Source organism: Streptomyces hokutonensis (assembly GCF_000376565.1).
GTDB lineage: Bacteria > Actinomycetota > Actinomycetes > Streptomycetales > Streptomycetaceae > Streptomyces > Streptomyces hokutonensis.
Genome location: NZ_BARG01000090.1, coordinates 18,911 through 44,832 on the forward strand (window position 1 = coordinate 18,911; position 25,922 = coordinate 44,832).

At 69.3% G+C, this 25,922-nt stretch carries 32 protein-coding genes; 18 read left to right on the forward strand and 14 right to left on the reverse strand.

Annotated features, from left to right (window positions below; all coding sequences use genetic code 11):
• Positions 1-9: 9 nt before the first annotated feature.
• The 3 genes from SSP08S_RS45665 to SSP08S_RS45675 form a co-directional block, all read right to left on the reverse strand.
• The gene (locus SSP08S_RS45665; RefSeq protein WP_019074354.1) at positions 10-513 is read right to left on the reverse strand and encodes a hypothetical protein; all 504 of its coding nucleotides are present in this window, start codon (positions 511-513) and stop codon (positions 10-12) included.
• Positions 514-711: 198 nt separating this feature from the next.
• On the reverse strand, positions 712-1,032 hold the full coding sequence (locus SSP08S_RS45670; protein ID WP_019074355.1) for a hypothetical protein: 321 nt from the start codon (positions 1,030-1,032) through the stop codon (positions 712-714).
• 111 nt (positions 1,033-1,143) lie between these two features.
• Positions 1,144-1,425 (reverse strand): hypothetical protein, encoded by a 282-nt coding sequence (locus SSP08S_RS45675; RefSeq protein WP_019074356.1) that lies wholly within the window; start codon positions 1,423-1,425, stop codon positions 1,144-1,146.
• 130 nt (positions 1,426-1,555) lie between these two features.
• On the opposite strand from SSP08S_RS45675, the gene SSP08S_RS45680 reads away from it, so the two are divergent.
• Both SSP08S_RS45680 and SSP08S_RS45685 read left to right on the forward strand, forming a co-directional pair.
• A complete protein-coding gene (locus tag SSP08S_RS45680) occupies positions 1,556-1,864 on the forward strand; it encodes a hypothetical protein (protein ID WP_019074357.1) in 309 nt (102 codons plus the stop codon).
• Positions 1,865-1,972: 108 nt separating this feature from the next.
• A complete protein-coding gene (locus SSP08S_RS45685) occupies positions 1,973-2,386 on the forward strand; it encodes a hypothetical protein (protein WP_019074358.1) in 414 nt (137 codons plus the stop codon).
• Positions 2,387-2,459: 73 nt separating this feature from the next.
• On the opposite strand, the gene SSP08S_RS58510 is transcribed toward SSP08S_RS45685, so the two are convergent.
• The 11 genes from SSP08S_RS58510 to SSP08S_RS45745 all read right to left on the reverse strand — a co-directional run bounded on the left by SSP08S_RS58510 (position 2,460) and on the right by SSP08S_RS45745 (position 13,610).
• Positions 2,460-2,861, reverse strand: coding sequence for a hypothetical protein (locus SSP08S_RS58510; protein ID WP_019074359.1), 402 nt, complete (start codon positions 2,859-2,861; stop codon positions 2,460-2,462).
• A 300-nt stretch (positions 2,862-3,161) separates the two neighbouring features.
• On the reverse strand, positions 3,162-3,338 hold the full coding sequence (locus tag SSP08S_RS62720; protein WP_019074360.1) for a hypothetical protein: 177 nt from the start codon (positions 3,336-3,338) through the stop codon (positions 3,162-3,164).
• A gap of 122 nt (positions 3,339-3,460) precedes the next feature.
• Complete coding sequence (locus SSP08S_RS45700) at positions 3,461-4,135, reverse strand: hypothetical protein (RefSeq protein WP_019074361.1); 675 nt, start codon at positions 4,133-4,135, stop codon at positions 3,461-3,463.
• Entirely contained in the window at positions 4,132-4,752 is a 621-nt protein-coding gene (locus tag SSP08S_RS45705; RefSeq protein WP_019074362.1) for an RNA polymerase sigma factor, read from the reverse strand. The genes SSP08S_RS45700 and SSP08S_RS45705 overlap by 4 nt, the downstream gene beginning before the upstream one ends.
• 456 nt (positions 4,753-5,208) lie before the next feature.
• Positions 5,209-6,390: a protein kinase domain-containing protein gene (locus SSP08S_RS45710; protein ID WP_043260274.1), complete on the reverse strand. Its 1,182-nt coding sequence runs from the start codon at positions 6,388-6,390 to the stop codon at positions 5,209-5,211.
• A gap of 109 nt (positions 6,391-6,499) precedes the next feature.
• Positions 6,500-7,357 carry a DciA family protein gene (locus SSP08S_RS45715; protein WP_019074364.1) on the reverse strand — a complete coding sequence of 286 codons (858 nt, stop codon included), beginning with the start codon at positions 7,355-7,357 and terminating at the stop codon, positions 6,500-6,502.
• A gap of 9 nt (positions 7,358-7,366) precedes the next feature.
• On the reverse strand, positions 7,367-8,863 hold the full coding sequence (locus SSP08S_RS45720; protein WP_019074365.1) for a helix-turn-helix domain-containing protein: 1,497 nt from the start codon (positions 8,861-8,863) through the stop codon (positions 7,367-7,369).
• A 1,163-nt stretch (positions 8,864-10,026) separates the two neighbouring features.
• Positions 10,027-10,473: a GIY-YIG nuclease family protein gene (locus tag SSP08S_RS60160; protein ID WP_078532759.1), complete on the reverse strand. Its 447-nt coding sequence runs from the start codon at positions 10,471-10,473 to the stop codon at positions 10,027-10,029.
• Positions 10,474-10,579: 106 nt separating this feature from the next.
• A complete protein-coding gene (locus tag SSP08S_RS45735) occupies positions 10,580-11,260 on the reverse strand; it encodes a RibD family protein (protein WP_019074368.1) in 681 nt (226 codons plus the stop codon).
• 4 nt (positions 11,261-11,264) lie between these two features.
• Positions 11,265-12,698, reverse strand: a complete 1,434-nt coding sequence (locus tag SSP08S_RS64895; protein ID WP_026179398.1) for a helix-turn-helix domain-containing protein — start codon at positions 12,696-12,698, stop codon at positions 11,265-11,267.
• Between the two features lie 123 nt (positions 12,699-12,821).
• A complete protein-coding gene (locus SSP08S_RS45745; RefSeq protein ID WP_019074370.1) occupies positions 12,822-13,610 on the reverse strand; it encodes a GntR family transcriptional regulator in 789 nt (262 codons plus the stop codon).
• 403 nt (positions 13,611-14,013) lie between these two features.
• On the opposite strand from SSP08S_RS45745, the gene SSP08S_RS45750 reads away from it, so the two are divergent.
• The 16 genes from SSP08S_RS45750 to SSP08S_RS45830 all read left to right on the forward strand — a co-directional run bounded on the left by SSP08S_RS45750 (position 14,014) and on the right by SSP08S_RS45830 (position 25,844).
• A complete protein-coding gene (locus tag SSP08S_RS45750) occupies positions 14,014-14,763 on the forward strand; it encodes a hypothetical protein (protein WP_019074371.1) in 750 nt (249 codons plus the stop codon).
• Positions 14,764-14,812: 49 nt separating this feature from the next.
• Positions 14,813-14,971 (forward strand): hypothetical protein, encoded by a 159-nt coding sequence (locus SSP08S_RS62170; RefSeq protein ID WP_019074372.1) that lies wholly within the window; start codon positions 14,813-14,815, stop codon positions 14,969-14,971.
• A gap of 113 nt (positions 14,972-15,084) precedes the next feature.
• Positions 15,085-15,624 (forward strand): hypothetical protein, encoded by a 540-nt coding sequence (locus SSP08S_RS45760; RefSeq protein WP_019074373.1) that lies wholly within the window; start codon positions 15,085-15,087, stop codon positions 15,622-15,624.
• A gap of 148 nt (positions 15,625-15,772) precedes the next feature.
• A complete protein-coding gene (locus tag SSP08S_RS45765) occupies positions 15,773-15,958 on the forward strand; it encodes a hypothetical protein (RefSeq protein ID WP_019074374.1) in 186 nt (61 codons plus the stop codon).
• 82 nt (positions 15,959-16,040) lie between these two features.
• Positions 16,041-16,229 carry a hypothetical protein gene (locus SSP08S_RS45775; RefSeq protein WP_019074376.1) on the forward strand — a complete coding sequence of 63 codons (189 nt, stop codon included), beginning with the start codon at positions 16,041-16,043 and terminating at the stop codon, positions 16,227-16,229.
• A gap of 164 nt (positions 16,230-16,393) precedes the next feature.
• Positions 16,394-16,699, forward strand: a complete 306-nt coding sequence (locus SSP08S_RS57250) for a WhiB family transcriptional regulator (RefSeq protein WP_019074377.1) — start codon at positions 16,394-16,396, stop codon at positions 16,697-16,699.
• Positions 16,700-16,879: 180 nt separating this feature from the next.
• The gene (locus SSP08S_RS57255) at positions 16,880-17,071 is read left to right on the forward strand and encodes a DUF5999 family protein (RefSeq protein ID WP_043260279.1); all 192 of its coding nucleotides are present in this window, start codon (positions 16,880-16,882) and stop codon (positions 17,069-17,071) included.
• A gap of 317 nt (positions 17,072-17,388) precedes the next feature.
• Positions 17,389-19,110 (forward strand): DUF2637 domain-containing protein, encoded by a 1,722-nt coding sequence (locus tag SSP08S_RS45790; RefSeq protein WP_026179401.1) that lies wholly within the window; start codon positions 17,389-17,391, stop codon positions 19,108-19,110.
• 142 nt (positions 19,111-19,252) lie between these two features.
• Positions 19,253-19,723 carry a hypothetical protein gene (locus SSP08S_RS45795; RefSeq protein WP_019074379.1) on the forward strand — a complete coding sequence of 157 codons (471 nt, stop codon included), beginning with the start codon at positions 19,253-19,255 and terminating at the stop codon, positions 19,721-19,723.
• Complete coding sequence (locus SSP08S_RS45800; RefSeq protein WP_019074380.1) at positions 19,723-19,926, forward strand: hypothetical protein; 204 nt, start codon at positions 19,723-19,725, stop codon at positions 19,924-19,926. The genes SSP08S_RS45795 and SSP08S_RS45800 overlap by 1 nt, the downstream gene beginning before the upstream one ends.
• A 121-nt stretch (positions 19,927-20,047) precedes the next feature.
• The gene (locus tag SSP08S_RS58515) at positions 20,048-22,015 is read left to right on the forward strand and encodes a hypothetical protein (RefSeq protein WP_026179402.1); all 1,968 of its coding nucleotides are present in this window, start codon (positions 20,048-20,050) and stop codon (positions 22,013-22,015) included.
• 2 nt (positions 22,016-22,017) lie between these two features.
• Positions 22,018-22,572, forward strand: coding sequence for a hypothetical protein (locus SSP08S_RS45810; RefSeq protein ID WP_102133544.1), 555 nt, complete (start codon positions 22,018-22,020; stop codon positions 22,570-22,572).
• Positions 22,573-22,645: 73 nt separating this feature from the next.
• Positions 22,646-23,506: a hypothetical protein gene (locus SSP08S_RS45815; RefSeq protein ID WP_019074382.1), complete on the forward strand. Its 861-nt coding sequence runs from the start codon at positions 22,646-22,648 to the stop codon at positions 23,504-23,506.
• Entirely contained in the window at positions 23,503-24,936 is a 1,434-nt protein-coding gene (locus SSP08S_RS45820; RefSeq protein WP_245608089.1) for a DNA/RNA helicase domain-containing protein, read from the forward strand. The genes SSP08S_RS45815 and SSP08S_RS45820 overlap by 4 nt, the downstream gene beginning before the upstream one ends.
• On the forward strand, positions 24,933-25,259 hold the full coding sequence (locus tag SSP08S_RS64655; protein ID WP_369407117.1) for a hypothetical protein: 327 nt from the start codon (positions 24,933-24,935) through the stop codon (positions 25,257-25,259). The genes SSP08S_RS45820 and SSP08S_RS64655 overlap by 4 nt, the downstream gene beginning before the upstream one ends.
• A 72-nt stretch (positions 25,260-25,331) precedes the next feature.
• Positions 25,332-25,844, forward strand: coding sequence for a hypothetical protein (locus SSP08S_RS45830; protein ID WP_019074385.1), 513 nt, complete (start codon positions 25,332-25,334; stop codon positions 25,842-25,844).
• Positions 25,845-25,922 lie beyond the last annotated feature (78 nt).

The window sequence follows — 25,922 nt, forward strand, 5'->3', positions numbered from 1 at the left end:
CGGGGAAGGTCAGTTGGCGAAGGATTCGCCGAAACCGGGTGCCAGAGCGGCGTGGTCCGCGCGGCCGGCGTACCGCTCGTCACCGTCCTCATCGAGGACCAGGCCGTGGCGCTGGAGGTGGTCGGCGTAGTCGGCACGGTGCTGGAGCTCCGTACGACGGGCGTCGGCGGCGGCCCGCTGGTCGGCGTGGTCGTCGCGCAGGCGCACGATCTCGTGGACGGCGCGCTCGAGGCGGCGGCAGGACCACTTCGCGAGCAGCCAGTCGTCGGTGAGGGTGTCGAACCACTCGGCAGCGACGATCGTGGACCGGCCGATGACGCGGCCGATGTGGGTGCCGGCGCCGTCGTAGACGTCCCAGCCGCGCAGTCCCTGCATGCCGGTGCGGTCCTCGGGAAGTCCGAGGTGCTCGATGTCGAGCGCGGCGAGGTCGCGGGAGGTCATGGCCACTGCGGTGAACCGCTCGCCGCCGACAGCGAAGGTCTGGAGCTGGGTGCGGCGGGCGGTGGTGGCCATGAGGCCCTCCTCGTACGGGACGGGGTTGATGCATTCAAAATTAGTGGGTACCCATCAATTCCGTCAAGTGGGTACCCACTAGATCTTTTGGGTGTACAGGCTGGACCGCCGGCATGCCTGCTCCTGCCCGACGGCGGCGACGCCGGGCATGGCGAGACCCCCGCCGGTATGCCGGCGGGGGTCTCGGGGTGGGCGGGGTCACGTCAGGGAAGTGATGCACAGCCAGTCCGGCGCCTCCAGGCCGCTGTAGCCCAGAACGCGGATCGCGTGGGCGAGCTGGACATCCCAGCCGGCGCGCCGCTCGGTGGTGATGCCCGCCGCCCCGCCGTACTCACCACCGTCGATCGACTGGCTGTAGGCGGCGAGGAAGATCGAGTCGCCGGTGCAGGATCCTCCGGCCACGTAGTGGACCTCGGGGCACTGATCGGTGAGCGTGCCGAGTGCGTCGATCCGGTCGGCCTCTTCCAGGCTGGATCCGACGTGGACGCCGTAGGCGAAGGTGACGTAGGTGGTGTCCATGGTGCCCCTTCGTGATGCAGAAGGCCGGTTCCGGGTTGTCCTGGCCTGCGGGGTGCGCGTCATACAGTGAGTGGGGTTCCTCCCGCTTGCCTCGGGAGGAACCCCACCGCGTTACGCCTCGCGTACCTGCCGTTCGACTTCCTTCCTTGCCAGCTCAAGCGCAGTGTCGTGATCGAACAAGTGCGCGGCGGCCCACTCGTCGTCGCGCTCGGACGCGGGCGGCACGTAGGACCAGTCGTGGTTGACGTCCATGATGTCGGGGGCCAGGGTGATGGCCCAGCGTCCGCTTCCCTGCTGTTCGACGTTGATCGATGCGAACACTCCGCCCTCTCCGTGGAGGGATACCGCGTAGCGGGTGATCTCGACGGTCACGGCGGGGGTGTCGTTCGTCATTCCCGGCTCCTCTGTTGAGGTCTCAAGGTGTCGTTCCGTCTTGCGATACTTCTAATTTAGTGGGTACCCATCAGTCATGTCAAGTGGGTACCCACTAGATTTTTTAGCGGGTACCCACTACAGTTGCCGTATGGACGAACTCCCCGAGCTCCCCGACGTCTTCAAACCGCTGGCCGGCCTGATCGAAGGACCCGAGACCATCGAGCAGGCCGCACTCCTCAGCGTCGCCCTCCTGGCGATCCCCGACCTGCAGAAGGCCCTCCGACGCCGCCGGCAGCACGTCGTCGTGACACTGAACGAACGCGACGGCATCAGCTACACCGACATGGCCCCGCACCTCAAGGTCAAGCCGGAACGCGTCAGCGGCATCGCCCGAGGACACAGCCGCTCGCCCCGAACCAAGACGCCCGCGCCAGAGGAAGCCGAACACCAAGACTGAACGGACGGTGGAAGCGGTACCCGGGACGGACCGGCGGCTGGTGCCTCAACTAGGCCCTGGGCGCGGGCGATTGGCGCGCGCGGTGGGCTGACTGCTACTACGGCGCCCATGAAGTTCATATGGGAAATCACTCTGGGCGACGTCGTCACGGTCGTCCTCTCCGTCGCGGCGATCACCATCGCGGTCTGGCAGCTGGTGACGTCGCGCCGGGATCTCGTGAAGGAGCGTCGCGCCGACTTCCGTGCCGAGCAGCTCGCGGCCATCGCCGTCACGCTCGAACACAGCGGGGACACCGGTGACGCGTCGGTCAGCGCCAGACTTCGGTTCCTGCCCGCGGACTGGCACATGCCCGTGCTTCGCACATGGGGTGAAGTCCCGTACTCGCCGACCGGCCTGAACGATCTGCAGGACCTCTGGGAACAGGACGGATCACCGCAGGTACCCGGCGGGCTCATCGGGTGGGTGCGCCAGCGGGGGCGTGCCGAGATCGCCGCCGCGACAGCGAAGGTCCTGGAGGAATGACCGGCTGAGGGGTTCCGTCACCGACGATACGACCGGCCCGAGACCGTCCGTGAGTGCCTCCGTCAGGTCGGACTCACGGACGGTTGGGGCCGAAGACGGTCGGCGCGTCACCGGTGTCGTCGCTCATCCAGTAGCCCTGCGCGGTGAGGATCGTACGGAGCGCGGTGTGCATGGCGTCCTGCTGCGTGCGCCACACCTCGCCCACCCCGCCGGTGGAGTGGTGCTGGCGCCAGATGACCCGCACGGCAGCACCCGCCGGCCCGGGACCCAGCGCGAGCATCACGCCGGTCGCCGCTTCGCCATCGACACCGCTCGGGTCCCGGACGGGCAGCCCCACCCGCAGGAGCGCCGCCACCAGGTCCTCCATGAACTGGCGCATGTGCTCGGGGACATCCACCGGTCCGATGACACAGCGGTCCAAGACGTGCGCCGCCCGAAGCGCTACCGCGTCCGGGGCAGATTCCTGCTTGGCCATGTTGTGCTCCTGACGTGCCTGTTCTCGTCGTTCAGCTTGCCAGGCGGCTCGTCGGACAGCCCGTCGGCAGGCGGTCCCTCGTCGACCGCGCCGCCCTCGGCAACGGCGGCCGTTGCGGCGGGACAGAGGTACGGCCCGCCGCAACGGGGGAATGCGACGGGCCGACTGGTCGTCACCCTGCCACAGCCGCGCATCTGTTGTGCGGGTATGGGATGACGTGCCTTCAGGCTCCTGCCCGGCGGTGGTGCCGGGAGTGCCTCGGTATGGGGCGGGCTTGCCCCGGGCCCCGCACCCGAGGGGTTACCGCAGGCGGTACTCCATCAGCATGAAGACCAGGCCGATGGCTCCGGTGCCCATGCCGTAACAGGCCCCGCGCAGGACCTGGGTGAGCGCGGTGCGCCGTCGGCGGGCAAGCCACGCGGCGGCAGCAGTACGCCGGTTTTTGCCCGTGCGCGGCGGGCGGAGGCTACGGTTCATGGATGACGTCCCTTTCCGTTGGCGTCGTGGGGAGTCCGTCCGGCTGTGGCCTCGGAACCGGTGGCCGGGACAGGACTCCCCCCTTTCTTTCTGCCTGCTTCTGTTTCCTGCGGGGCCGGTCTTCAGCGGCCGGCGGTGAACTCCTGGAGCTCGTCGACGAGCTGACGGTCGGGCCGGGCAACGATGACGGAAGAGCCGGGCGTGCGGGCGGCGAGGCGGTCGACCTCGTGTTCCAGGCGGCAGGTGGGGGCCAGGGCGGTGGAGCCGTTGGTGCGGACGTATCCGGCGAACAGCTCCAGTCCTTCGAGGAAGGCGGCGTCCGGCGGGGCGGTGTCGGCCATGGAGTGGGTGAGCTGGTGGAACCAGTGCCAGGACCGCTTGGACTCGCCGAGCGAGAGGTGGTGCAGGTGGAGGCAGTAGGCGGCGGCGCGGCTGCCGGCCCCGGCGGCCAGCTGCCACCAGAACTGGGCGGACTCGGGGTGGCGGGTGAGGTAGAGCAGGCAGGCGAAGACGAGGGCGCCGTCGACGTCCATGTGCTCCTCCGTCAGCGGTCCGCTGCCGGGCTCTTCGGCGATCTTGGCGACGTGGTCGGCGGCGGCCGGTTCGTTGAGGACCCACCGGCACACGACGCCCAGGCGGTGGCCGGCCTGGGCGGCACGGGCGATCTCCGGGGTGGGGGTGAGGCGCTGGGCGTCGGCGGCGAGCCGGCGCAGGCCCGCGGCGACATCGAAGCGTCGCGGGGCGGTGACCGGCAGGCGGGCACCGTCCAGCAGGGCGTCAAGGGTGGTGGCTGTCACGGCTGTTGTCCCCTCTTGGGCTTCTTGCGTTCGTCGGGCAGGCCGAGTTTGACGCGCAGACGTTCCTTGCCGCGGCGCAGGTGGTGGCCGACGGTGCGCTCGTCGATGCCGACGTACCAGGCGACCCGGGAGGTCGGGTAGCCGAGGATGTAGCGCAGCACGATCACCTCGAACTGGCGGTTGGGCAGTTCCGCGATCGCCTCGTACAGGCCGCTGCTCGACTCCATCTTCTGCAGCTTGTCCCGGGCCGTGGCCAGCGCCTTGTCCATCGCCTGGGCGATGGGCCCGTTGATGACGAACGCCGGCGCGCGCCCCTCGTGTTCGAGGCGGTCGTGCACGGCCCGCCGCATGATCGCCCAGGCGCCCTGTTCGAGGTTGCCCGCGCTCAGCAGCTCCGGCCAGCCCGCGTGGATCTGCAGGAACACCTCGTGGATGACCTCTTCGGCCGTCTCACGGGTGCCGAAGTGGACTTCGGCGTAGGCGTGGAACGCCTCCTGGTGCCCGAGGTAGAAGGCCTCGAACTCCAGCGGCAGGTCCAGCGGCAGGTACAGGGACTGCGACAGTCCCCCACGCGGGGCAGGGGCCTGAGCGCCCTCCAGGGCGTCGTCGTAACTCACGCGGGCCTCCCGTCGGCACGGCACATGGCAGGCATTTCCTCTTCCTCGAAGGTCGGCTGGGACCGGCGCCAACTCGTGCGCACCGAAGGCCCGTTGGGGCCTGGGACCTACCTAAGTGATTCCCGGGGCCGATCACTCACGGGCCCGCGGAAAAATCACGGAGCGTCCCCGCCGGACCGCACTATGCAATCTTCAACAAGCACCGCTAGTCACCCTCAGTAGCGCCCTGACCAGGCCCGACCCGAACGATGGACAGCTCGAACACCTCTGCCAACCCCAAGCGTGTTCTGCATCACACCAGGTCCACTACCCGGCGCATACCCGGCGCACATCGGTGTGCGCGCCTCGCGTGCACGCCCCATAGCTTCACTGAGGGTGACAATCTGACTGCCTGTCGGGAACTGGGAACCTCGCACCGCGCGAGCTGGCCTCGGGCGCCCTGATTCCGGCGGTTGATCAGGCGATGACGTGCACAGTGACGTACAGGTCCCCGGGCGCGCCGCCGTGTTTCCCCGGCGCACCGTATTCCCTGAGCCGGATCGTCTGCCCGTTCTTGACGCCGGCGGGGACGCGGACCTGCAAGGTGCGCCGAGCGCGGACGATCCGGCCCTCCCCCTTGCACCTGGTGCAGGCCAGCACCCTCGTCTCGTCGCCTGTGGTGGCGCAGGAGGGGCAGGTCTCGTGGGCGGTCATGCGCAGGGGGATGACCACACCGCCGGTGGCTTCGTCCGGGTGGAGCTGCACCTCGGACGTGATGTCGGCCCCCCGGACGGGCGGAAGGTCACCGATGGGCCGGGTTTCACCAAAGTAGCTGTCGTTGATCTCTTCGAGGAGGCCATAGACCTCATCGGCGCTGTCCGGCCGCTGGGCGGGGTCCTTGGCCAAGAGGCGGCTGACCAACCGCTCCAGCTCCACAGGGGCGTCCGGGCGCAGGGTGCGCAGTGGGGCGGGAGTCTCTTTGAGGTGCTGGTTGATCAGCTGCCAGGACGTGCCGGTGAAGGGCCGGCGACCGGTGACCGCCTCGAAGAGCACGCATCCGAGCGAGTACAGGTCGGAGCGGTGGTCGAAGGTCCCGGACAGCGCCTCGGGCGCCATGTAGGCCGGGGTGCCGATCAGGACGCCGGTGGTGGTGATGTCGTGCCGTGCGTCGTTCCCCTTGGTGATGCCGAAGTCGACGACCGTCGCCTCGCCGTCGTCGCGGACCATGATGTTGGACGGCTTGATGTCCCGGTGGGTCAGGCCCGCCTCGTGCGCGGCGTCCAGGGCGTCGGCGACACATGACGCCGTGTACAGGGCCGTCGGGAAGGGCAGTCGGCCGGCCTCGAGGACGGCGCTGAGGGACTTGCCGAGGAGCAGCTGCATCACCAGGTACGCGTACGGCCGTCCGCGGTGCACGGCGGATCCGAAGTCGTGCACGGTGACAATGTGCGGATGGGACAGGCCGCCGGCGACCGCGGCCTCGCGGGCGAACCGGGCCACCTGCCGGTCGTGGTCCGCGCTGCCGTCACTGGTGAGAACCTTGACCGCCACCGGGCGGTCGACCCGCGGGTCGTGTGCGCGCCAGACCTGCCCGAACCCGCCCGCACCGACTGGCTCGATCAGCCGGTAGCGGCCGTCCAGCACGGTCCCTGCCTGCACGGCTCCCCCTTCTCGGTGCGCAACGCGACGCACGGCGTACCAGTCGTGTACCCGTAACGCTACGCCGGGACAACCACCAGTAACAGGGGGTGCTGATCTACGAGTTGGCTCAGGCCGTGGTTCGCAGCGAGGTCGACTCCGGGGCGTCGGCCGACGTCCCGGACTGCCGGTCCGCGCGCTCTTGCCGTGCCCGGCGCCGGGCGGCGGCCTCGGTCGCCGCGGCCTGGCGCCGGCGTTCGGCACGAGCCGTCTCGATCGCGGTCGGCGCGTCGTCCGGCGGCTCGGGGAAGGCCCGTCGGCTGAGCTCACGCATCCGGCGGGTCTGCCGGTCGACTGCCTCCGCGATGCCCGGGTCGATGCGGCTGGGGGGCGCGGCGGACTGATGGGCCGCGAGGGCCTGGTGGTAGCCCGCGGATGCCGTCTCCCTGGTCTTCACCGGCGCCCCGGGCGTCGCCGCTGCCTCCGGGGCAGGGTGCGTACGGGGTGCGGCGCCAGCGGGCAGGACGCGGATGGTGCGTACCGCGTCCGTGCCGACCGCGCTGTTCACCGTGGCGATGATCCGGGCGGTGATGAGCCGGAGCTGGGTGGCGTAGGCGGGTGAGTCGGGGCGCAGGTCCAGCTGCCGGGCCGCCGGGTTGTAGGCGACGGCGGTGACGTGGCTGGGCAGCTTCGGGGAGATGGCGGCCGCGATATCGGGCCAGCGGTCCAGTACGGTGCCGCCGGCGGCCGGGAGCTCCCAGGCCCGGTCGGCCATCAGGCCCTGGAGCACGGCGGCGAACCCGCTCGGCTCCCGGCCGTCGCGCCGTACGGACGTGTGCTGGCGGCGGCGCGGGGCGCGGGCCTCGCTGTCGCCGCGCTTCTTGGCGGCCTCCTTGGCCTGGCGCAGGGCGACCCGAGCGAGGTCGACGCCGGACACCTCCGGGGTGGTGGTGCCGGTCTGCGCGGTGGGGTTGATCGTCTCGGTCACGTGGTCCTCCTACCGGTGTCGGATGGTCGTCAGCGAGCTGTGGGCGAGGCGCTCGATCTGGTGGGCGCGGAGCACCAGGTCCTCGCCGAAGATCCGCAGCGCCGTCTCCTTGTCGAAGCCATCGATCAGCGTCGTCTCGCCCTGCATCAGCTCGCCCCTGGCTGCGGAGATCAGCGCGGTGAGCTCTTCGTTGCCCGGTTCCAGGCCCGGGTCCTGGCCGTCGCCGTCGTGGTCCTGTTCCTGGTGGCGGCCGCCGTACTCGATGTCCCTGACCTGTGCGAAAGCGGCCTCTACCTCGAGTTGGAGGGAGCGGCTGACCGGGGCCTGCCAGTCGCCTTCGTACCGCTCGGTGCGGGCGCGGACCTGCCGGATGCGGTCACGGCGGGCTGCCTCCTGGGCGCCGCGCCACCGCTCGATCGCGTCGGCACGCTTGGCGGGGGTGTCCAGAACGTTCTCCGCGTTGGCGAGCAGCACGGCGAGCAGACCGGAGCCTCGACGGACGTGGGCCGCCTCGCCGCGGAAGTACAGCCAGCCACGGACGTCGGTCACGGTCCATCCGGCATCAGCGACGTTCCGGGCCACCCAGGCGATCCGGGGCACCGAGCAGCCGCGCAGCCAGTCCAGCTCTTGCGTGAGCTCACGGGCCAGCTGGTAGCGACGTCCGATCACGTTCAGCTTCCGGCGACCGCCGGCCTTGGCCTTGGACTTCTTCGGGGTGGGAAACTTGCTGACCCCGCTTGCGAGCTTGCTCTCAGGGGGAAGAGAAGTAGTACCGGCAGTGGAAGACGCTGAGGTACCGACCTGCATTGGGGTGCAACGGACCTCATCCGAAACAGCCGTCACAACCCCCTGCTCAGCACCCCTCCGGGCACTCCTCACCGAGGCCTTCGACGACGCCTTCGAGCGCGGCTTGCGGACCTTGCGGGCAGCCTTCTTCGCCAGCTTCGCCATCAACTCCCGGCCTGCCTCCGCGATCCCGGACATCGCGCGCGTGTACGCGGGCGCGTCCTCATCCCGCAGCACCGTGCGGATCCCCAGCGCACGGTCGAACTCCACCGGGACCATCCGCGCGAACTCCGACGCCCGCGCCGTCTCCCCCGACACCCGGGTCCCGCGCACGATGTACGCGAGCAGCCCGGCCTCCCGCAGCATCCCCAGGTGATACTCCACCGACCGCTCGGACAGGCCGGTGCGGCGCACCAGATACCCGATGCCCGGACGGCACGGGAACAGCTGCGCGAGCTCCTGGGCGACGCGCACCGTCGTCGTCCCGAACGAGCGCGGCCCGTGCGACCGGTAGCGCCGCGGCCGGTACAGCCCCGACCCGGCCACCCAGTGGACCGCCTGCATCCACGAGTAGCCGTCCAGCGCGATCCGGCCCGTCGACGCCGACAGCCACTGGTCCGCCTCCGGCACGTACAGCACGGGCAGCACAGCGACCGCGACGTCGTCGGACGAACGCGCAGCGGGAATCATCACGGCGGCCGGCGCCGCCACGGCGCTCACCGGCCCGCCTGGAAGGACGTCAGGACATGATCCATTCGGCGACCATGGACCAGGTCACCTGTGGATAGATTCCGGCGAGCAGCAGCACGCCTGTGGATGACGGTTCGGGACGCGGGTGCGACAGGAGTCGGGATAGAGAGGTGCACACCTTCTACGGGTGTCGAGATCGAGTCCCGTGTGACACCAGACGTCAGCGAGATCGCAAAACTGTCCCGAACAGCGGGACGTACAGGGCAAGTCGGGCTGTGAGATTGCGCGAGACGGGACGTCGCGGAAGAGCAAAAGAGCATGAAACAGGCATAAGCGGGCTGGCGAAAGCCCGGGCAGTCGTGCAGAATGACGACGCCTCCTTTTTTGAAGGTGGGCACGACGAAGCCCCTCCTGTGAAGGGGGTGCTTCTGGTTCAGGCAGAACCGAGTTCGAACCGCTCGCAGCCGGTTGGCGCCGGGGCGAGCAGCTCCTCCAAGAGGCCGGCAAGCCTCACGGAGAGCAGATGGGCGCTGGACCTGGTGACGGGCAATCACCAAAGACCAGTCAGCCCGGGGCGGCCAGAAGTCCTGCGATGCAGGCGCCGCCCCCGATGACCTACCTCATCCCAACCCCCTCAGCAGAGGGACGGGGTTCCTTGGGCAGCACGAACACCCCACCGAAGGGCCAGCCTGCGCGCACGCGCTGCTGGCACCACGGCGGGGTGCTGTGTGTCGGGGGGAGGGTACGGGTACCCTGAGCCATATCGATCACCTGGACTCGCTGAAAGGGTGGTCGGTGGCCTTGGATCCTCGCTACAGGAACCTTGGCCGCGTTGGCCCCCTTCCCGGCTTGCTGAAGGCCGAGGGCATGGGGGCCATCGTCGTTTTTGATCAATGACGAGGCCACGATACTCCCCCGGTTCGACGTTCGAGACCCCTGGGGTTCACGTGTCGCAACCTTCGGATTTGCCTGCCTGGGTGTCAAAAAGAGTCCCTCCTTCCTGATGTGAAAGCCTTTCAGGCGCACAAACGCCCTGGTGAATCGGCAAGTTCCCAAGATCCGAACAGATTTTGAGCACCAGTGGAAGGGCATTTGCACAGAGCCTTCGGTGAATCCCGGGGAGCGGGCTGTGAGTCCCGGTCGCGTCCCGTGGGACGGGAAGCATGCGGCAGGGGGATCACCATGACGGAAGGTCAGATGCCGCAAAGGCACTTCCACGCCTCCTTGTAGGTTGGGCACTCCCGCTCCATGCGCTCGTGTACACGTGGCGGGTCTTCAGGAAAGTAATCAGCCCACTCCTGCAGAGTGACGTCGTCGTAGCGCAACTCGTGCTTCGACTGCTGCGGCCCTATGCGCTCCGCTTCCTCTACCTGAGCCACCCTCACGAACGGGCTTACGGCCTTCACAGGGTCCGGTCCGAGATCGAACCATTCGCCGTGACGGCGTTTGTCGGCGAAGCGGCGATGAAGATCGGCCTCGAGGATGCTGCCGCCTTCGAAGACGGCGAGCAGTTGGAGAGGTACAGGCGAACCAGTTTGCAGGTTACGGAGACGGCGCTTCGGATTGTCGGTCCAGCCGATCTTCACTAGTGGTGAGCTGGGAGAGCCGATCAGATATACGCGTTCCCGAGGTGCGCTCATGCGAGGCGCCCGACCGAGTAGGCGCCTGTGGCCGGAGAGCACAGCGCGGCGAAGACGATTGCACGCTGCATCCAGGGCAGGTCCTGGGCTCGGTCGGGCGCGTACATTAGCCGCGCTCCTTGGGGGCGTAGCGGATGAACACGACGTCGTCGATCGCGCGGACTTCCAGCACCTTCATCCGGGCGGTCGACCCACCCGGATAGGCCGCGGCGCCCAGGAACCGAGCCGCCTCGGGCTGGCCGACCAGGAGCGGGGCGATAGCGAGGTGGACTTCGTCGGCGAGGTTCGCGGCCATTAGCTGCGTGTGGATGGTGCCACCGCCCTCCACCATGAGCCGGCCGATGCCGCGGCGCCCAAGCTCATCGAGGACCAGTCCCCAGTCGAGCTCGGGGCCGACACTTACGACGTCGGCCAGGTCGCCGAGGACGGCGCGTACCTTCTCCACTGCGCTGTCCACGGTGACCACTAGCTTGTCGCCGCCGTGGTGCCAGAAGTTGAGGTCGGCGGAGAGGTCGCCGCTCGCGGTGACGGTGACTTTGAGGGGGTACTCCGGCTTGCCGTCGGCGACGCGCTGCGCGCGCCTCTCCGGACTGTTCACCAGCAGGCGAGGGTTGTCCCGGCGCATGGTGTTAGCGCCGATCAGGATGGCGTCGGATTCGGCGCGAACCTGATCGACGCGGTCGAAGTCCTCCGCGTTGGACAGGCGCAGTCGCTCAGGGCTGGTGTCGTCCAGGTAGCCGTCGACCGACATGGCGGCGGACAGCAGAACGTACGGGCGGGCGGTCATTTGATCAGGCTTCCATTTCTGTCTCGTGGGCGAGGGCGGAGTCGAAGGCGGCGCGGAACTCTTCGACCTCCGGGGCTCGCTGCCAGGGAATCAGGGCCTTGTCGAGCCGGGCGAGTTCGTTGGTGATCCGGCCAGATCCGGTGTCCCCCGCGACCATCAGCGCGTTCATGCCGATCATGGCGGCCTGCTCCGGGGCACGGGCGCCAGCCAGAGCCACGGCCTGCCGCGCCATGTAGACGCCGCGGTCGCGGTGGTAGCCGTCCGGCATCATCCGGATCGCAACGGCGAAACCGTCCGCGGCCTGGTCGTGCCTGCCGAGGGCCTCTAGACCTTGCGCGCGATGGATCTCCACATACGAGGCGGACAGCCACACGCCCCACGGAGTGGGGTCGACGGCTGCGCCATCGAGGGCGTTGCGGACGTCGTCGATGGCCCGCTCGCTCTCGTCAGCGTCGCCACGCAGCGCGTGCCCGTACGCCTCATATGTGCGTGCGACAGCGGCGAGCCGACTGCGCGGCCGCGCCATGCGCTGTGCGGCTTCGGCGAGGTCTACCACGTCGACCAAATCCGCTGTGTCACCGGCCAGTTGGGCCTTGCGGGCCATCACGTATGTGCTCAGATCGGTGTCGCCGACCGTGTGCGACCACTGCATTGCACGGTCCAGCCAGTACGACGCCGCCTTCGGGTTACCCAGGTCCTGGTAGATCCAGGACAGGAACTCGCCGTACTGCGTCTGAAGCTCCATCAGGTCGCGCCGGTCGATGCCCTTTGCGTCCCGCCGAAGCTCCTGGATGACCTGGATGTGATCGCGTACCGCGCCGACGACTTGCCGAGGCCCCAGGAGGTTGTCGCTGTCGATCAGGAGGCGACGGGTGCGGCGCAGGTGTTCCACCGGCGTGGACCCATACGCTGATGCGGCCCGCGCTTTGCGTACCAGGCCTGGTACGGCGCTCGAATCCGCTGCTGCTGGCGAACCCACTCCGACCGCAGCAGCGGCTCCTAGCCCCACCCCAGTGCGCAGCAGCGCACGCCGATCCAGAGCCACCCAAACCACCGACCCATCACGTAGACGACACGGGACAGAGAGCCCCTCAGCGTCCGACGCTGCCTCGTCAAGCAAGCCCAAAGCTAGATCCACTGACGACTTGGCCACATGAACCGGCGAATTGGCCACATGGCCACGCGCATCGTCAATCCGCTCCCACAGGCGGAATAGCATGCCGTTCGCCCCCAAGACCTGGTCCAGGAGCGCGGCTTGTGCACGGTCGGCCTTCCGATCGGCGCGCTCGAATCGCCCCAGGTGACTGTGGTCAATCCTCGCTCGCCTTGCCAGCTCACGCAGGCTCCACCCACGCAGCTTCCGGAGCTCCCGAAGCTCGTAACCCCAGTTGTGCAAGGGCGATACCTCGGGCGTCAACTCCCTTGGCCTCTGTGCCATCCCGCCCCAATCCTGTGGCTGATGTGGCCAGTTCGTCAGGCCACATGTCAGATCTGGAACTCATGACTCCCCTGGGCCTAGAACCGAACTGCACGCAGTCAAGCCCGGTCAGGGAGGTGTTGCTCAGTGGTCTTCTTCGTCTTCGTCTACGTCCGAGAGCCGGGCACTGGCGTGACGGCGAATGGAGTAGCCGATCTCGAACTCTTCGGCGCTCATCCGGGTGTCGTTGAGTTCAACGACTTCGCCGGTGGGCGAGGTCGTGACTCGTACGACACGCAAGAGCGGAACGCCTACGTCGGCAGGAAGGTTCAGGGCCTCGGCTTCTTCAGGGGAAGGCATGCGAGCCGAGACGCCCTCGCTCCAGCGCAGGGGGCGATGCCCCATCTCCTCGAGCCGATCGTAGATGCCTCCCGGGCCGGTGTCGGCTTCGGCGAGGCGCGTTCCTCGGGCAAGGTCGGCCGGCAGGTAGGTGGTCGCCAGCTGCTTCGGCTTCTTGGTCTCGGGGTCGCCCATCACACGGTCCCGGATGAAGACTTCGGCTCCGACGCTGAGGTTCATGAGGGCAGCGAGGTCGACTGGAACGACGCCCCACCGCAGGGTGGGGGTCTCCAGGGCCACCCACGGCTGGGCGGTCGGGTCGAAGAAGTATCCGATCTCGTCACGGAAGACCTGGCGCGACCGGGTGATGCGTCTCTTCTCCGGGCGTTCCCGAACGATCGTCCCTCTTCGGCGCACCGCGACGACCAAACCTTCTTGTTCCAGAAGGGAGATGGCGCTCCGCACCGTTTGGTAGCCCGCGCCGTACTCGGTTTGAAGCTCGGTCAGCATCGGCAGCTTGTCGCCCGGCACGTACCGCCCCTCGCTGATCTGCTGTCGCAGGTCAGCGGCGATGTCGCGATACGAGACGGGCATCGGAGCCACCTTCCGGAGTGCTACTCGGATCTGATTCTAGGGCTAGCTCTATCAGGCAGCGATGGGCGAGCACAAGCGATCAACACGAATAGAGCTATCGCTATTGACTTGGCGCTGCCGCATGGTCTCTACTTGGCAATAGCGATAGCCCTAACGCTCTGTTGAGCAGGGGCTACGTGCCTAGCACCACTGCAAAACAGCAGGAGTCACCGTCCTTCGGGATGGCGGCAGTGGGGTGAGCCGAGCTCCCCCGGCCGAGGCACCTGTACCAAATACCGAGCACCACAGATCCATCTCGAACAGCGCTGCTGCGCTGTCTGTCCGTCAGGACCTTCCGGCCGCAAGGCCGGCCTGGCGCGGCAGAGAAGGCAGCACTCGCTTTCCCCCACGTCAGGAGGTTTCGATGCCCCAGATTCGTCCCGGTCGCGTCCGGACCAAGAACACCAACCGCCGCGCGCCCCTCCTGCTCAGCAGGATGGCCCCGGAGGACTTCAACGTCCGGCCGGGCGAGACGAAGTCGATCGCCTGCCCGGACTGCCGGACCTGGCGCCGGATCATGGGCGAGAAGAACCTCAAGATCCGCGAACACTGCGTCTCCGACAAGGTCTTGGAAGGCCAGAAGCACATGAAGTGCCCCGGCAGCCACCAGGCCGTGGTTGTCGACATCGACGTGCGGCGCTGGCAGGCACGGCAGGACCGCCTGCTGCGGGACGCGATGCCGCAGGACAACCGCCGTGCTGCCCAGCAGTTCTACAAGCCGCTCCCGGCGCCGGCCGTTCCGGTCTCCCGGATGGAGGCGGAGGTGACGCTGGAGTCGACCCGCCAGTCCTACCTTGCTCACCGCAAGGGGTGCACGAGGTGCGTGGGCGGACAGCACTGCACGGACGGCGGCATCCTGGCTCGCCGCTACGTCCTCGCCCTTCACGAAGAGCCCACCCGCCGCAAGTCCCAGCAGCACTACGAGCGCGAGGAGCGGCGCAGGGCGCGTCGGCAGGCCGAACGGTGGCCGGCTGTCCGCAGCCAGCAGTGGGCCAAGAACGGCGGCACGGCAGTGGAGACGTTGAACAACCAGTGCCGCGAGCACGCGGCGGGCGCGGTCTCCGAGTTCCGCGGTCCCGAGGTACCGCTCAACCCGGTACGGATCAGCGCCTGATCTGCCCGGCTCCCCAACCACGAACAACACCCTGGCCACGGAGGACCACATGGACCGAATCGAGGAGATCCTCGCCCGCGCAGCCGAGCACGCGCAGGAGATGGCGGAGATGCACGCGATGTACGAGGCGATGGACCAGGCCGAATACGACGAGTTCAACGCTGAGATGGACGCCCGCGACGCTGCTCGCAACGCCGCACAGAGCTGACACCGGCACGAACGACCACGGCCCCGGCCGACCCGATCACCTCGGGCCGGCCGGGGCCGTGGCTGCTCGTACGGACCAGCCGAGTCGAACAGCAACATGAAGGGGACAGCCGCATGAAGCTGCCGTTTGTACGACGTACAACCGCTGACGCGTTACGCGACAAGCTCGCCCGTGCTGAGGAGGAAGTCGTCGCCCAGGCCGCGAGCGTTGCGGCGAAGGACGGCGAGGTACAGCGCCTGACCGACGAACTGAACGACGCTCGTCTCGCCCGGGAGGCGGCGCAGGAAGCGTACGAGATCGCCAACTCCCGGGCGGCGCGTGCCGAGGAGCGGGTCACCGAGCTGGAGGCCCGTCCTTGGTGGTTCCGGAAGCAGCCGGATACGGACGGGCCCGGGCCGGAGGACAGGGACTACGCCTTCAAGGTTCTCAACTGCGCGTTTCCGCAGTTCGCCGACATCGTCGCGCAGAACGGCGGTGTCCTCCCGGACGAAAATTACAAGGCGCTGTCGATCTACGTGAACGGTGCCTCGATGTACTACGGCCTCAGCGACGCGGAGGTTGAGGAGGTCGGAGTCCGGCACGGCATTCCCGCGCCGATCCTCCAGAAGGCGAAGGACTTCGTGTCCCGCGCTCTTCCGGCTGGCGCCGTCTGACCGGCTTCCGCACGATCGACCACGGCCCCGGCCGACCCGATCACCTCGGGCCGGCCGGGGCCGTGGCTGCTCGTACGGCAGCCAGAACGGCGACAGCCCCAGGGACTAGGGATCCCGGGGGCTGTCCAGGACCTGTCTGGAGGACCTGATGCAGAACAGCATGGCATGCACGATGCCGCGGCCGTCGGCCGGGCTCAAGGAGCTCATCGAACAGGAAGAACGGGACGACGACGCTCGGGGCCCGGAGCCCGAGGACGCCGTCCGCGTCGACGTCGCCCTGGTGTTCCTGCCCAACACGGCCCCGGCGCTTGCCGGTTGGGAGGTGGCGGCGTGATCACCAGCATGACCGACGCGGAGCGCGAGGAACTCTCCAAGAAGAACGCGGAGCAGAACAAGAAGTCGGAGAACAACCGGCGATGACGACTCCGCAGACGGATGACCTGTACGTCCGCTACATGAAGGCGTTCCAGGACTCCACCGAACACACCGTCAACTGCGAGGCCTGCCAGGACGGTCGGGAGTGCGTGGCCGGGGCGCCGATCCACGAGCGCTTCGCCCTGCTCCAGGACGCCTACCAGGCCCGGCAGAAGCAGCAGCGCCGCTGACCTCCGGCATTGCCCGTCGTCTCCGCCTTCGCCGGGCGGGGCCGGCGGAGAGCGTCGGGATGTCACCCCGCTCCGGCCGTCTGGCCGTCGCAGACATGCAACAGCCCCCGGGTGGCCGCCCTGGGGCTGTCTCTCTCATGCACTGGACCTTCTGGGAGGCCCGAATGAAGCGAGTTTCGATCGCCATCGTACGCAACCACGCCTACGCGCCCGTCTCCACCGACGCGCCAGTCCTGCCCCGCGCGGCCTGCGCCGGTGAGGACCCCGAGCTGTTCTTCCCCTTCGGCAACACCGGCCCGGCGCTGGTCCAGATCGAGGAGGCCAAGGCCATCTGCCGCGGCTGCCCGCTGATCGAGAGCTGCCTCCAGGGTGCGCTGGAGCGCAACGAGCTGGGTGTGTGGGGCGGCACCGACGAGACGGACCGTCGCCGCATGAAGCGCCAGGCCGCACGTAGCCGTGCCGCTGCCTGATCCGTTCTGGCGGCTGCCTGATCCGCTCGCACCGACCGCTGCACCGTGGCGGCCGGGACGGGCGGTGACGGGGAGCCGGACAGCCCGGACCGACAGCCCAGGGAGGCCCTGATGGGCACGATGACCACCTCGCTCGACACCGCGACGACCGACGCCGGCACCACTCTGCTGCCGGACTCGCTGTGCACGCACACGCCGCACTGCCCGTCGGCCGACAGCCCGGCGGCGGAGGCCGCTCGCGTCGTGGCCGGCCACCCGGAGCAGGGCTGGAGCCTGCTGTGCAACGCCGTGCTGGTCTTCGACGACACCGGCGAGCTGCTCCCCGACGGCCGGGTCATCGACCCGCACCGTCCCCTCGCGATCACGGCCTGACGACTGCCTGATCCGCTCGCACCGGCCACCGCACCACGGCGGACCGGATCGGGCGGTGACGGGGAGTCGGACAGTCCCTTTCGCTCCCGCCCGGCGGGAGCCACGGACAGTTTCGATCCCGCCCCCCAGCACTCCCCCGGACCCGCCGCCCGCACCACGGGCAGCGGGCTTTTCAGCACGGCCCGCTCCGGGAAGGCAACGGCCCCTCGGGGCCCACTTCGGCTCCGCCGACCGCCGTTTCGGGAGCAGCCGCCCGCGTTTCGGGAGCGGCCCCCACCGTTTCGCCCACCCCCTGAACGACCCCTCCGGAGGACCTCATGACGATCACCGACATGCCGCAGAACGCGGCACCCGACTCCCCTGTTTCGCGGACGCCGACCGCCGTTTCGGACGCACCCGAGTTCGTTTCGGGAGCGGCCGGGGGCGTTTCGGAGACACGGAAGCGGAACCCGATCAAGCCCAAGCGGGACCGCTTCACGGCCGCCCTGCCGTACTTCGCATCGGTCTTCGGCACGCTGGTCGGCGCCATCGGCTTCGCCATGTCGTACGACACCCTCGCCAAAGTTGCTTTGAGCTGGGGATTCAGCGAGGGCCTCGCGCCCTGGTTCCCGGTCGGCGTGGACGCCTCGATCCTGGCGTTCCTGGCCCTGGACCTCTACCTGATCCTCAAGGGCATCCCGTGGCCGGTGCTGCGGATGGCCGCGCACGGCATGACCGGCGCCACCGTGTGGTTCAACGCGTCCTCGCAGGGCGAGATCGGCCACGACCCGGTCCAGTCCGCCTCGCACGGCGTCATGCCGGTCCTCTTCGTGATCGGTGTGGAGGCGGCACGGCGGCTGTTCATCAAGAAGGCGCAGCTCGAAGCCGGTACGCACGCCGACCGCATCCCGCTGCACCGCTGGATCCTCGCCCCGCTGGCGACCCCGAAGTTCTACCGCCGGATGAGGCTGTACGGGGTCACCTCCTACCCGGAGATGATCCGCCGTCAGCAGGACCTCACCGCTTATGAGCAGTGGCTCAAGCGCAAGTACAAGGGCGACTTGAACAAGGCGTCCGAGGATGAGCGCCTGCCGATGAAGATGGCCGCCTACGGCTACACGGTCGCGCAGGCCCTCGCGATGCCCGAGCAGCAGGAACGCGCTGCTGAGGAGCGGGCGGAGGAAGCCGAGCGCCGGCACCTGGATGCGGAGACGCGGCGGGAGATCGCGCAGAAGAAGGCCGAAGCCGACCGGCTGGAGGCAGGCGGCGAACTCGAAGCGGTCCGCGCCCGGGTGGAAGGCACGACTGCTCAGGCCCGAGCCCACGCCCGAGCCCAGGCCAGCGCCGCAGAGCGGGCCGCTGAGCTGGAGGAGAAGGCGCTGGAGACGGCCCTGGTCGCCGAAGCCCGCGCCCGCGAGGCGGAGGCGGAGCGCAAGGAAGCCCAGGAGCGCCGCACGGCGGCTGCCGCCGACCTGGAGACGGCCGAACTGGAGCGGCGCGCGGCGGAGAAGCGGAAGGCGGCGGCGGAGGCCGACCGGATCGCCGCGACGGAGGCACAGGCGATCGAGACGGCAGAGATCGCGGAGGCTCGCGAGCGCGCTGCCGAAGCCGATCGGCGTACTGCCGAAACGGAGATGGCCGCTGCCGAAACGCGCCGCCGCGCCGCCGAAGCCGACCGGTTGGCGGCGCAGGAGAACGACCGCAAGGCGACTGCTGACGCCAACGTCCAGGCCGCCCTGCTGCGCGAGGCCGAAACGGAGATGGCCGCTGCCGAAACGCGGCTCGCCGTCGCCGAAGTCGAGCGGCGCGCGGTCGAAATGGAAGACGAGGCGAAGCTCACCTCGCGCGAGCGGGCGGTCCGCAAGGTCGCGCGCATGGCGCTCGCGGCTGGCCTGGTGACGGTCGGCCTGGGCACCGACGAAATCCACCCCGCGCTGTCCCGGGTGGTCTCGATCGCCGACGTCCAGCGCGAGACGGCGGTGTCCTCCACGGACACGGCCTCGAAGTACCGCCAGGAGGCGGCCGACCTGCTTGTCGGCGGCTACCGACCCGGGCAGTGACCTGCACGAACGAGCTGTTTCGACGGATCCACCGGCCCCCGAGCTGCTGATGACAACTCGGGGACACGGTGAAGGCGCCGAAACGCCGCCCCAATCCTCCCCCGATCCGGATCGCACCACCCTGTAGAGGAGCAAAACCCTGATGAGCGAGACGAGGAAGCCCAACACGGGCGTGTGGACGCCTGACCTGCTTGCGGAAGGACCGGAGAAGCGGCGCGTGTTCATCGAGCAGCGCCGGCAGTACCTCGCCCCCCTGCTCGCTGAGTCGAAGGCCCTGCTCGCCGAGATCGAGGCCGATCTGATCGAGGCCGACAAGCTGCCCGGTGACCTGCCGTTTCAGGCGAAGCTGCGGGCGCACCACACGGTCCGGCCGCTCGCCAAGGTCGTCGCGGACCTTGAGGACGTGATCGTTCAGCTCACCGCGTACAGCGCGCGGTACCGGCGCAGCTACGAGGAACTGCCCGACAAGCGGGCCGTGAAGGAAGCCGAGAAGCAGCGCCTGAAGGAGCTGAAGGCCAGCGGCGGGCAGCCGCAGATCGACGCGCCCGCGCCGAAAACGGAACCCGCTGAGGACCCGCACCCGTTCTTCGCGCACCTCAACAAGGGCGCGTGATGCCGGGCAAGGATCCCGCGCGGTCCAGGCGCCTCACCTTCGAGCTGTGGTCGCCCCGGATCAACGGGGCGGCCACAGCTCGCGACCGCGTGGTCGTCCTCGTCGACGCGGCCCGGGCGCACCTTCCCGATGATGATCCAATGTGGGCCGCGCTGGGCGAACAGCTCGGCAAGTACCTGAAGGAGAAGGGCTTCGGCTCGTAACTCTCCGCGTTCAAAATCAACGTTCAAATCAAGGAATCCGGCCGCTCAGGCTGTCGCCGGACGCGCGCGTCACGCGCGCGCGTACGCGAGGCAGGCGGTTACGTCAAGTGAGGACGAAAAGATGACCGACGACGGTCGGGGCGCGGACGTCATCACGCTCCCCATGCTCAACCTGGCGCCCCCCGGCGCCGCTCCCGACGACGGTGTGCCAGCCCCGCCGGAACCCGGTGACCTGGCCCCGCCGCCCGCCTTCTTCCTGCCGTTCCCGACCCCCGGCGACGACGGCGATTCGAGCGCGGTCGACCCGGACGACGTCGCCCCGCAGATGGTCGCCAACGCCTCAAGCGGAACCGGAACACCGGCCCGCGCGACGGCCTCGATGGCGATGGTCACGATGGCGGCGATCGCCGTCGCGGCGCTGCGCGGCACGTGGTCGGTGGCGAACTACCTGAAGGCGCGGCGCGAGCACCATGACGCCGTGGCCGACAAGGCGCGCGAGGCTGCCGACAAGCAGAAGGTCGCCAACGCGGCAGCCGGTGCGAAGAAGGGCGTGCAGTCCGGGCCCGAGTTCGGACGCGGCGCGGCCGGCAGGGGCGGCGGTGGTCGTTCGGGCGGGTCCGGCGCTGGCGCCGGCTCGGGGCGCGGCACCTTCGGGCAGCAGCAGAAGCCCTCCCCGAAGGGTGGCGGCCGGGGCAGCTCGGCCAACGGCTCCGCAGGGGCCGGCGGCCGCGGCACGGGAGCGAAGGGACCGAACGGAGCTGCTGGCGGCGGTTCCCGCTCCTCCGGGCCGGGCTCATCAGGCAAGGGTTCGAAGGGTGCGGCCGGAGGCGGCACCGGATCGTCGGGCTCGGGATCGAGCAAGGGTTCACCGAGCGGGGCGAAGCAGTCCCCCGGCACGCTCGGGAAGCTCGCGACCGGACGCCAGCAGCGCAAGAACGACGAAGCGAAGGCGCAGCGGGCGGCCGCGGCCGACCATCGCAAGGCCGACCTGGCCGACCGTACGGCGGCTCGGAAGGAAGCTGCAGCCGAGGCAGCCGATCGGCGCAAGCGGAGGGCTGAGAAGCAGAAGGCGAAGCGTGAACGCGAGAAGGCCGCCGGCGCCAGCCCCAAGACCCCGGCCCCGACCTCGAAGGTCGATCTGACCAAGAAGCCCAAGCCGACGCCGCCCACGGCCCCGGCCCCGACCTCGAAGGTCGACTTGACCAAGAAGCCGAAGCCGGCCCCCACCACCAAGGTCGATCTGACCAAGAAGCCGAAGCCGACGCCGCCCAAGACCCAGAAGGTCAACCTGACCAAGAAGCCGAAGCCGGCCAGTTCGAAGGGAAGGACGAAGAAGACACCGAAGCCGCCCCGGAGGAAGAAGCCGCGCACCGCGCGCCGGAAGCCGAAAGGGAGCACGACGGGGACGGGACCGAGGTCGGGTCGGCGGCGCAGGAAGGGCCGCACTACGACCGACCCCGGGTCGATGCCCGGCGGCGACGGCGAGTGGCTGCGCCCCCCGCCCGGCTGGGACGTCACCTACACGGTTGAGGACATCCGGGCCGAACGGCGGCGACGCCAGCCCGCCGGCAGCATCACCACAGGTCGCAGGGAGCTGCCCGCCGGATCATCCGGTCAGGTCGTGCCCACCCGATCCGTACCGAAAGAGAGCCCGATCGTCATGGGTAGTGCCGTTGCAGTCGGCGAGGTCGGCGACACCCAGTTCGTCGACGCGGAACTGACCGTGTACGACCTGATCGAGTCCGACGAAGAGATGAGCGAGCAGATCCTTCAGGGCGTCGATCACATGAACCTCGTTGCCGCGAAGTGCGAGGGCCTGAAGTCCGGGCTCGAATCCCTCTACGCGATGTGCATCGAGAAGAAGGTGCCCGGCGTCCTCGTGAAGTGGTGCATCCGGCTCATGGAGCGGGCCGGCAGCGTGCAGGACAAGGCTGAGGCGCTGCGGGACTCCCTGCCGCGTGCCTCCGAGGCGATCCTGACGGCACGGGACACCGCCGTCGAAGCCGACAAGCTGCGCGCCGACCGGGTGAAGGAAGCCGGGCACGTCGCACCGGCTGAGCGCGAGTACCACGACCGAAGCGGGGTGTGACCATGAGTTCTGAAGTCGAAGCCTCCGGGAGCGGCGGCGCGATCGAACCGACCAACGTACAGACCAGCGCGGAAGTCACCGCGTCCGGTGCGTCCGACCTGCCCGCCCCGGGCGAGGGTTCGGACGCACCGGCCGAAGGCGGCGAGCTCACCCCGCTGAACGGGGGCCGGATCGTCGACGTCATCGCGGACGCCCTGACGTTCATGCTCGTCATCGCCCGTCTTGGGATCGCGGCGGTCGCGATGCGGCTGCTCTCGCAGGCAGTGAAGGGCGCGTACTCGTACGTGGAGGACTGCGCGCAGACCGTCGACGGGCTCGCCGACGTCGCCGCGTCGCTGGCCGTCGACGACTCTGTCACCTCCTCGCACCACGACGCGGCAGCCACGATGCGCGAGTCCCTCGCGCTCGCCGACGCGCTCTCCGCTGAAGCAGCCGAGATGTCGACCGAGTTCGACAACGCAGCCCGCGACCACGAGAACGACTACGGCGACGTCAACGAGGCCATGCAGTCCGGCACCGCCGACGTCGCCGAACGCGAGTGGTACAGCAACCGCTGACCCAATCCGCCCCCGAAGGCGCCCGGTCCTCGAGGACCGGGCGCCTTCCGCATACCTGAAAGGAGTGCCGGCGATGCCGCTGCGCACGTACATCCAGACCACCCGCCGTGCCGGTTCGGCCGCGGTCAGCGGCGTCGGCCGGCTCGCGACCCTCGCGGGCGGTGGCGCCATGGTGGCGGGGCTGTTCACCGACGCCGGCACCCTGCCCGCGATCCTCACCACGGTCGCGGCCGGACTGGGCGGGGCATTCCTGTCGCCCCGGTTCCAGCTGGCCCATCCGATGAAGAAGCCGATCGTCTACACGATCTACCTGACGCCGCACACCGTCCTCGTCTCCAACCTCTTCACCGAGCTCGCGTGGGACGCGACCGAGGGCCGCCTGGTCCAGGGCGGCGTCGCCGTGCTGTGGACGGCCGGAGTGTGGTGGCTGCGTCCCGGGAAGCTCGCCAAGCGCGTCGCGAAGTGGCCCGAGCCCGTCGTCGAACCCGACGACACCGAGGCCGACCAGGACGGCGCGGGCGCCGGAGCCGAGGTTGCCATCGCGATTCCCGACGATCCGGCGGGCCGGTGGTGGGCCCTGAACGCGGCGAAGAAGGACGGCGTCGCTGAGGGCACTCGTGTGATCGCGGTGCGGGCGATCGAGGACGGGCGCCGTGTCGCCGTCGCGCTGACCGCGATCGAGAAGGGCGAGCCCGTACCCGACATCAAGATCAAGCGCCTGTCGGCCCTGATGAACGTGCCCGGGGAACTGCTGGAGATGCAGGAGATTCCCGGGCGCGGCGCCGGATTCGCGATGCTGCTGATCGGCCCCAGGCCCGAGGCGGGCCCGGCGCGCGATGAGGACGTGTGGGCGGAGATCGGCCGGTCCGCGCTGCCCGGCGTGACCCTCACCGAGATCAACGAGTACGACATGTCGAAGGAGCTCAACCCGTGACCCCGGCAGCTCTTGCGAAGAAGCACGTTGCGGAAAAGCAGGAGGTGATGCGCGAGTACATGCTGCGCACCCGGCCGGGAGGTGTGAAGGGCGCCGACCACGACGCCCTGTGCGACCTCCTGGAGGTCGACGACCCCAGCCGCGTCATCTTCGAGCAGGGGCGCGGCCGCCAGGCCGTCGTCCGCGTCTTCCCCGTGAACCCGCTCGCGAAGATGCGCGCGATCACCCTCGAAGACCTCCAGCTCGATGAGAACGGCTGCATCCGGATCGGCTCGTACTACGACGGCGAACCGCTGCGGATGCGGGTCCACGACCCCGAGACCGGCAACGCCCAGCGCATCATCATCTTCGGCACGACCGGCGCCGGGAAGAGCCGCGCCCTTCAGGCGTTCCTCGCCGCCTGCAAGCGCAACGGGATCGTCGTACACCTCGCCGACCTCAAGGGTGGCCAGTCCGTACCCGAGGCGAAGGGCAACGTCGCCACGCACGTACGGACGTTGAAAGAGGCGATGGGCCTGCTGCGGGCCGCCGTCGCGAAGGCCGAAGAGCGGTTCAACCGGTACGCCGACATGGGCCGCTCGGGCTTCCTGATCGACAACCCGGACCCGCTCGAGTACGTCGTCATCGACGAAGCCAACCGCCTGCTCGAAAAGGGCAGCCCGTTCCGGGCCGAAGCAGCACGGCTGATCAAGGAAATCGGACGGACCGGGCGCAGCGTCGGCATCGGCATCGTGCTCGCCGCGCAGGCCGGGCACCTTGACGAGCTCGGAGGCAGCGACACGCTGAGGGCCATGCTGAAGGAGGGCGAGGTCATCCTCCTTCGGTGGAGCTCGCAGATGATGGCCTCGCTCGTGGGCGACGGTCTGCTGCCCACCGGGGAGAACCTCCAGCCCATCCCGAAGATCCTCGGTGCCGCCCGCCGTATCCAGAGGTGGGGCGCGCCCGTCGACCGCAGCAAGGAGAGGCCGAACTCGCAGGGCATGTGCTACCACCTGACGTCGGCCCGGCCGTCGTCGATGGCACGCTTCTTCCTCATCGGCTCGCTCTCGCCGCACGAGGGGTTCGACCCGGTGATCCGCCAGCTCTACGGGTCCGCACCGCCCCCGGGCCAGCCTCTGAAGCTGATCTACCCGCCGCCCAAGGACGGCCAGGGAGGCCAGGCGGCAGAGGGCGGTGACGGCCTGGAGTACGGCGGGGGCGACGAAGGTGAGCCCGAGTCGCTGCCGGCGATGCCGAAGACGCTCAAGGAGCGGATCCTCGCGGCACTTGACTCCGGCCCCCTGTCGGAGGCGGACCTCCTCGCGGCCCTCGATGTGGACGGCGGGAAGGACGCGAAGCGCGGCTCCGTGCGCACCACGGTCAGCACTCTTCGGGGCGAGGAAAAGCTCGCCCCGAAGGACGCATCCGGCCTGATCAGCCTGCCCATGTGATCAAAGGCGTCCCGAGACCCGCCGCGGGACGCCCCGCTCCCGCACCCCTTGCGCCCTCCCCGCCGACACGGCGGGGAGAGCGCCCCCGTGTCGCCGTCATCTACACCGCCCTCCCGAAGGAGTTGCCCACCGTGGCGCTGACCGTCTCCCTGGTCGTCCTCGCCGGAATCGCCGTGCTGATCCTGCTCCGCAGCGGCTACCTGCGTGTCTGGCCCGCCCTCGCCGCCGTCCTGTTCGGCTTCACCCTCGCCTCCACCGGCATCGCCCCCGCCATCACCAGCGGCATCAGCAGCCTCGCCGGAATGCTCAGCCACATCGGATAACCCGCCCCACTCCCCCACCCCTTGCGCCCTCCCCGCCGCCACGGCCGGGAGGGCGCCCCCACATCTGCCCGGATGGAGAACACCGTGAACTTCGACCACATCGCCCGCCCGATGACCGACGACGAAGCCGAGGCCGAAGCCGAGCGGATCATCGCCAGGTCGTTCTACGGGCCGGAGACGCCCCCCGTACGGCACATGACGACGTCGTTCCGCGACGACACCCCGCTGCCCGCCTACGGCGACGCCCCGCCCGTCCGTCAGGACGACAAGCGGATCGTGCCCGCCTGGGCGGCCGGGATCGCCGTCGCGAGCATCGGTGTCGGCGCCGGTTCCGTCGGTCTCGGCTGCTGCGCCTGGCTGGTCCTCAAGGGCCTCGCCTCGGTCACGCTCAACGGCGTGCTGATGGTGACCCTGCCCTTCGCGGGCTTCGCCATGGCCGTCACCGCGATCGGCGGCGCGATCAGCAGCGCCCGCAGCGCCGTCACCAACAACGTGTACGAGGGCTCGGTCACCCAGAACACCGAGATCAACAACACCAGCAACCAGCGCGGGATGTTCTCCCGCACCCGCAACGACGTCCGCTGACACCGGCTGCCCTGCCTCGCATCCGACACCCCGCCGTACGGGCCGGGCTTCGGGTGCGGGACAGGCCGTCCGGCCTCG

Bases quoted from the DNA above. Each gene is read 5' to 3' on its own strand.
- SSP08S_RS45815 (WP_019074382.1), top strand. From the start codon at position 22,646: ATGCCGCTGCGCACGTACATCCAGACCACCCGCCGTGCCGGTTCGGCC.
- SSP08S_RS45790 (WP_026179401.1), top strand. From the start codon at position 17,389: ATGACGATCACCGACATGCCGCAGAACGCGGCACCCGACTCCCCTGTT.
- SSP08S_RS45810 (WP_102133544.1), top strand. From the start codon at position 22,018: ATGAGTTCTGAAGTCGAAGCCTCCGGGAGCGGCGGCGCGATCGAACCG.
- SSP08S_RS45675 (WP_019074356.1), bottom strand. From the start codon at position 1,425: ATGACGAACGACACCCCCGCCGTGACCGTCGAGATCACCCGCTACGCG.
- SSP08S_RS45750 (WP_019074371.1), top strand. From the start codon at position 14,014: ATGCCCCAGATTCGTCCCGGTCGCGTCCGGACCAAGAACACCAACCGC.
- SSP08S_RS45670 (WP_019074355.1), bottom strand. From the start codon at position 1,032: ATGGACACCACCTACGTCACCTTCGCCTACGGCGTCCACGTCGGATCC.
- SSP08S_RS45745 (WP_019074370.1), bottom strand. From the start codon at position 13,610: ATGCCCGTCTCGTATCGCGACATCGCCGCTGACCTGCGACAGCAGATC.
- SSP08S_RS45795 (WP_019074379.1), top strand. From the start codon at position 19,253: ATGAGCGAGACGAGGAAGCCCAACACGGGCGTGTGGACGCCTGACCTG.
- SSP08S_RS62170 (WP_019074372.1), top strand. From the start codon at position 14,813: ATGGACCGAATCGAGGAGATCCTCGCCCGCGCAGCCGAGCACGCGCAG.
- SSP08S_RS64895 (WP_026179398.1), bottom strand. From the start codon at position 12,698: ATGGCACAGAGGCCAAGGGAGTTGACGCCCGAGGTATCGCCCTTGCAC.
- SSP08S_RS45680 (WP_019074357.1), top strand. From the start codon at position 1,556: ATGGACGAACTCCCCGAGCTCCCCGACGTCTTCAAACCGCTGGCCGGC.
- SSP08S_RS45735 (WP_019074368.1), bottom strand. From the start codon at position 11,260: ATGACCGCCCGCCCGTACGTTCTGCTGTCCGCCGCCATGTCGGTCGAC.
- SSP08S_RS45775 (WP_019074376.1), top strand. From the start codon at position 16,041: ATGACGACTCCGCAGACGGATGACCTGTACGTCCGCTACATGAAGGCG.
- SSP08S_RS45830 (WP_019074385.1), top strand. From the start codon at position 25,332: ATGGAGAACACCGTGAACTTCGACCACATCGCCCGCCCGATGACCGAC.
- SSP08S_RS45760 (WP_019074373.1), top strand. From the start codon at position 15,085: ATGAAGCTGCCGTTTGTACGACGTACAACCGCTGACGCGTTACGCGAC.
- SSP08S_RS58515 (WP_026179402.1), top strand. From the start codon at position 20,048: ATGACCGACGACGGTCGGGGCGCGGACGTCATCACGCTCCCCATGCTC.
- SSP08S_RS45665 (WP_019074354.1), bottom strand. From the start codon at position 513: ATGGCCACCACCGCCCGCCGCACCCAGCTCCAGACCTTCGCTGTCGGC.
- SSP08S_RS45765 (WP_019074374.1), top strand. From the start codon at position 15,773: ATGCAGAACAGCATGGCATGCACGATGCCGCGGCCGTCGGCCGGGCTC.
- SSP08S_RS58510 (WP_019074359.1), bottom strand. From the start codon at position 2,861: ATGGCCAAGCAGGAATCTGCCCCGGACGCGGTAGCGCTTCGGGCGGCG.
- SSP08S_RS45800 (WP_019074380.1), top strand. From the start codon at position 19,723: ATGCCGGGCAAGGATCCCGCGCGGTCCAGGCGCCTCACCTTCGAGCTG.
- SSP08S_RS57250 (WP_019074377.1), top strand. From the start codon at position 16,394: ATGAAGCGAGTTTCGATCGCCATCGTACGCAACCACGCCTACGCGCCC.
- SSP08S_RS60160 (WP_078532759.1), bottom strand. From the start codon at position 10,473: ATGAGCGCACCTCGGGAACGCGTATATCTGATCGGCTCTCCCAGCTCA.
- SSP08S_RS45685 (WP_019074358.1), top strand. From the start codon at position 1,973: ATGAAGTTCATATGGGAAATCACTCTGGGCGACGTCGTCACGGTCGTC.
- SSP08S_RS62720 (WP_019074360.1), bottom strand. From the start codon at position 3,338: ATGAACCGTAGCCTCCGCCCGCCGCGCACGGGCAAAAACCGGCGTACT.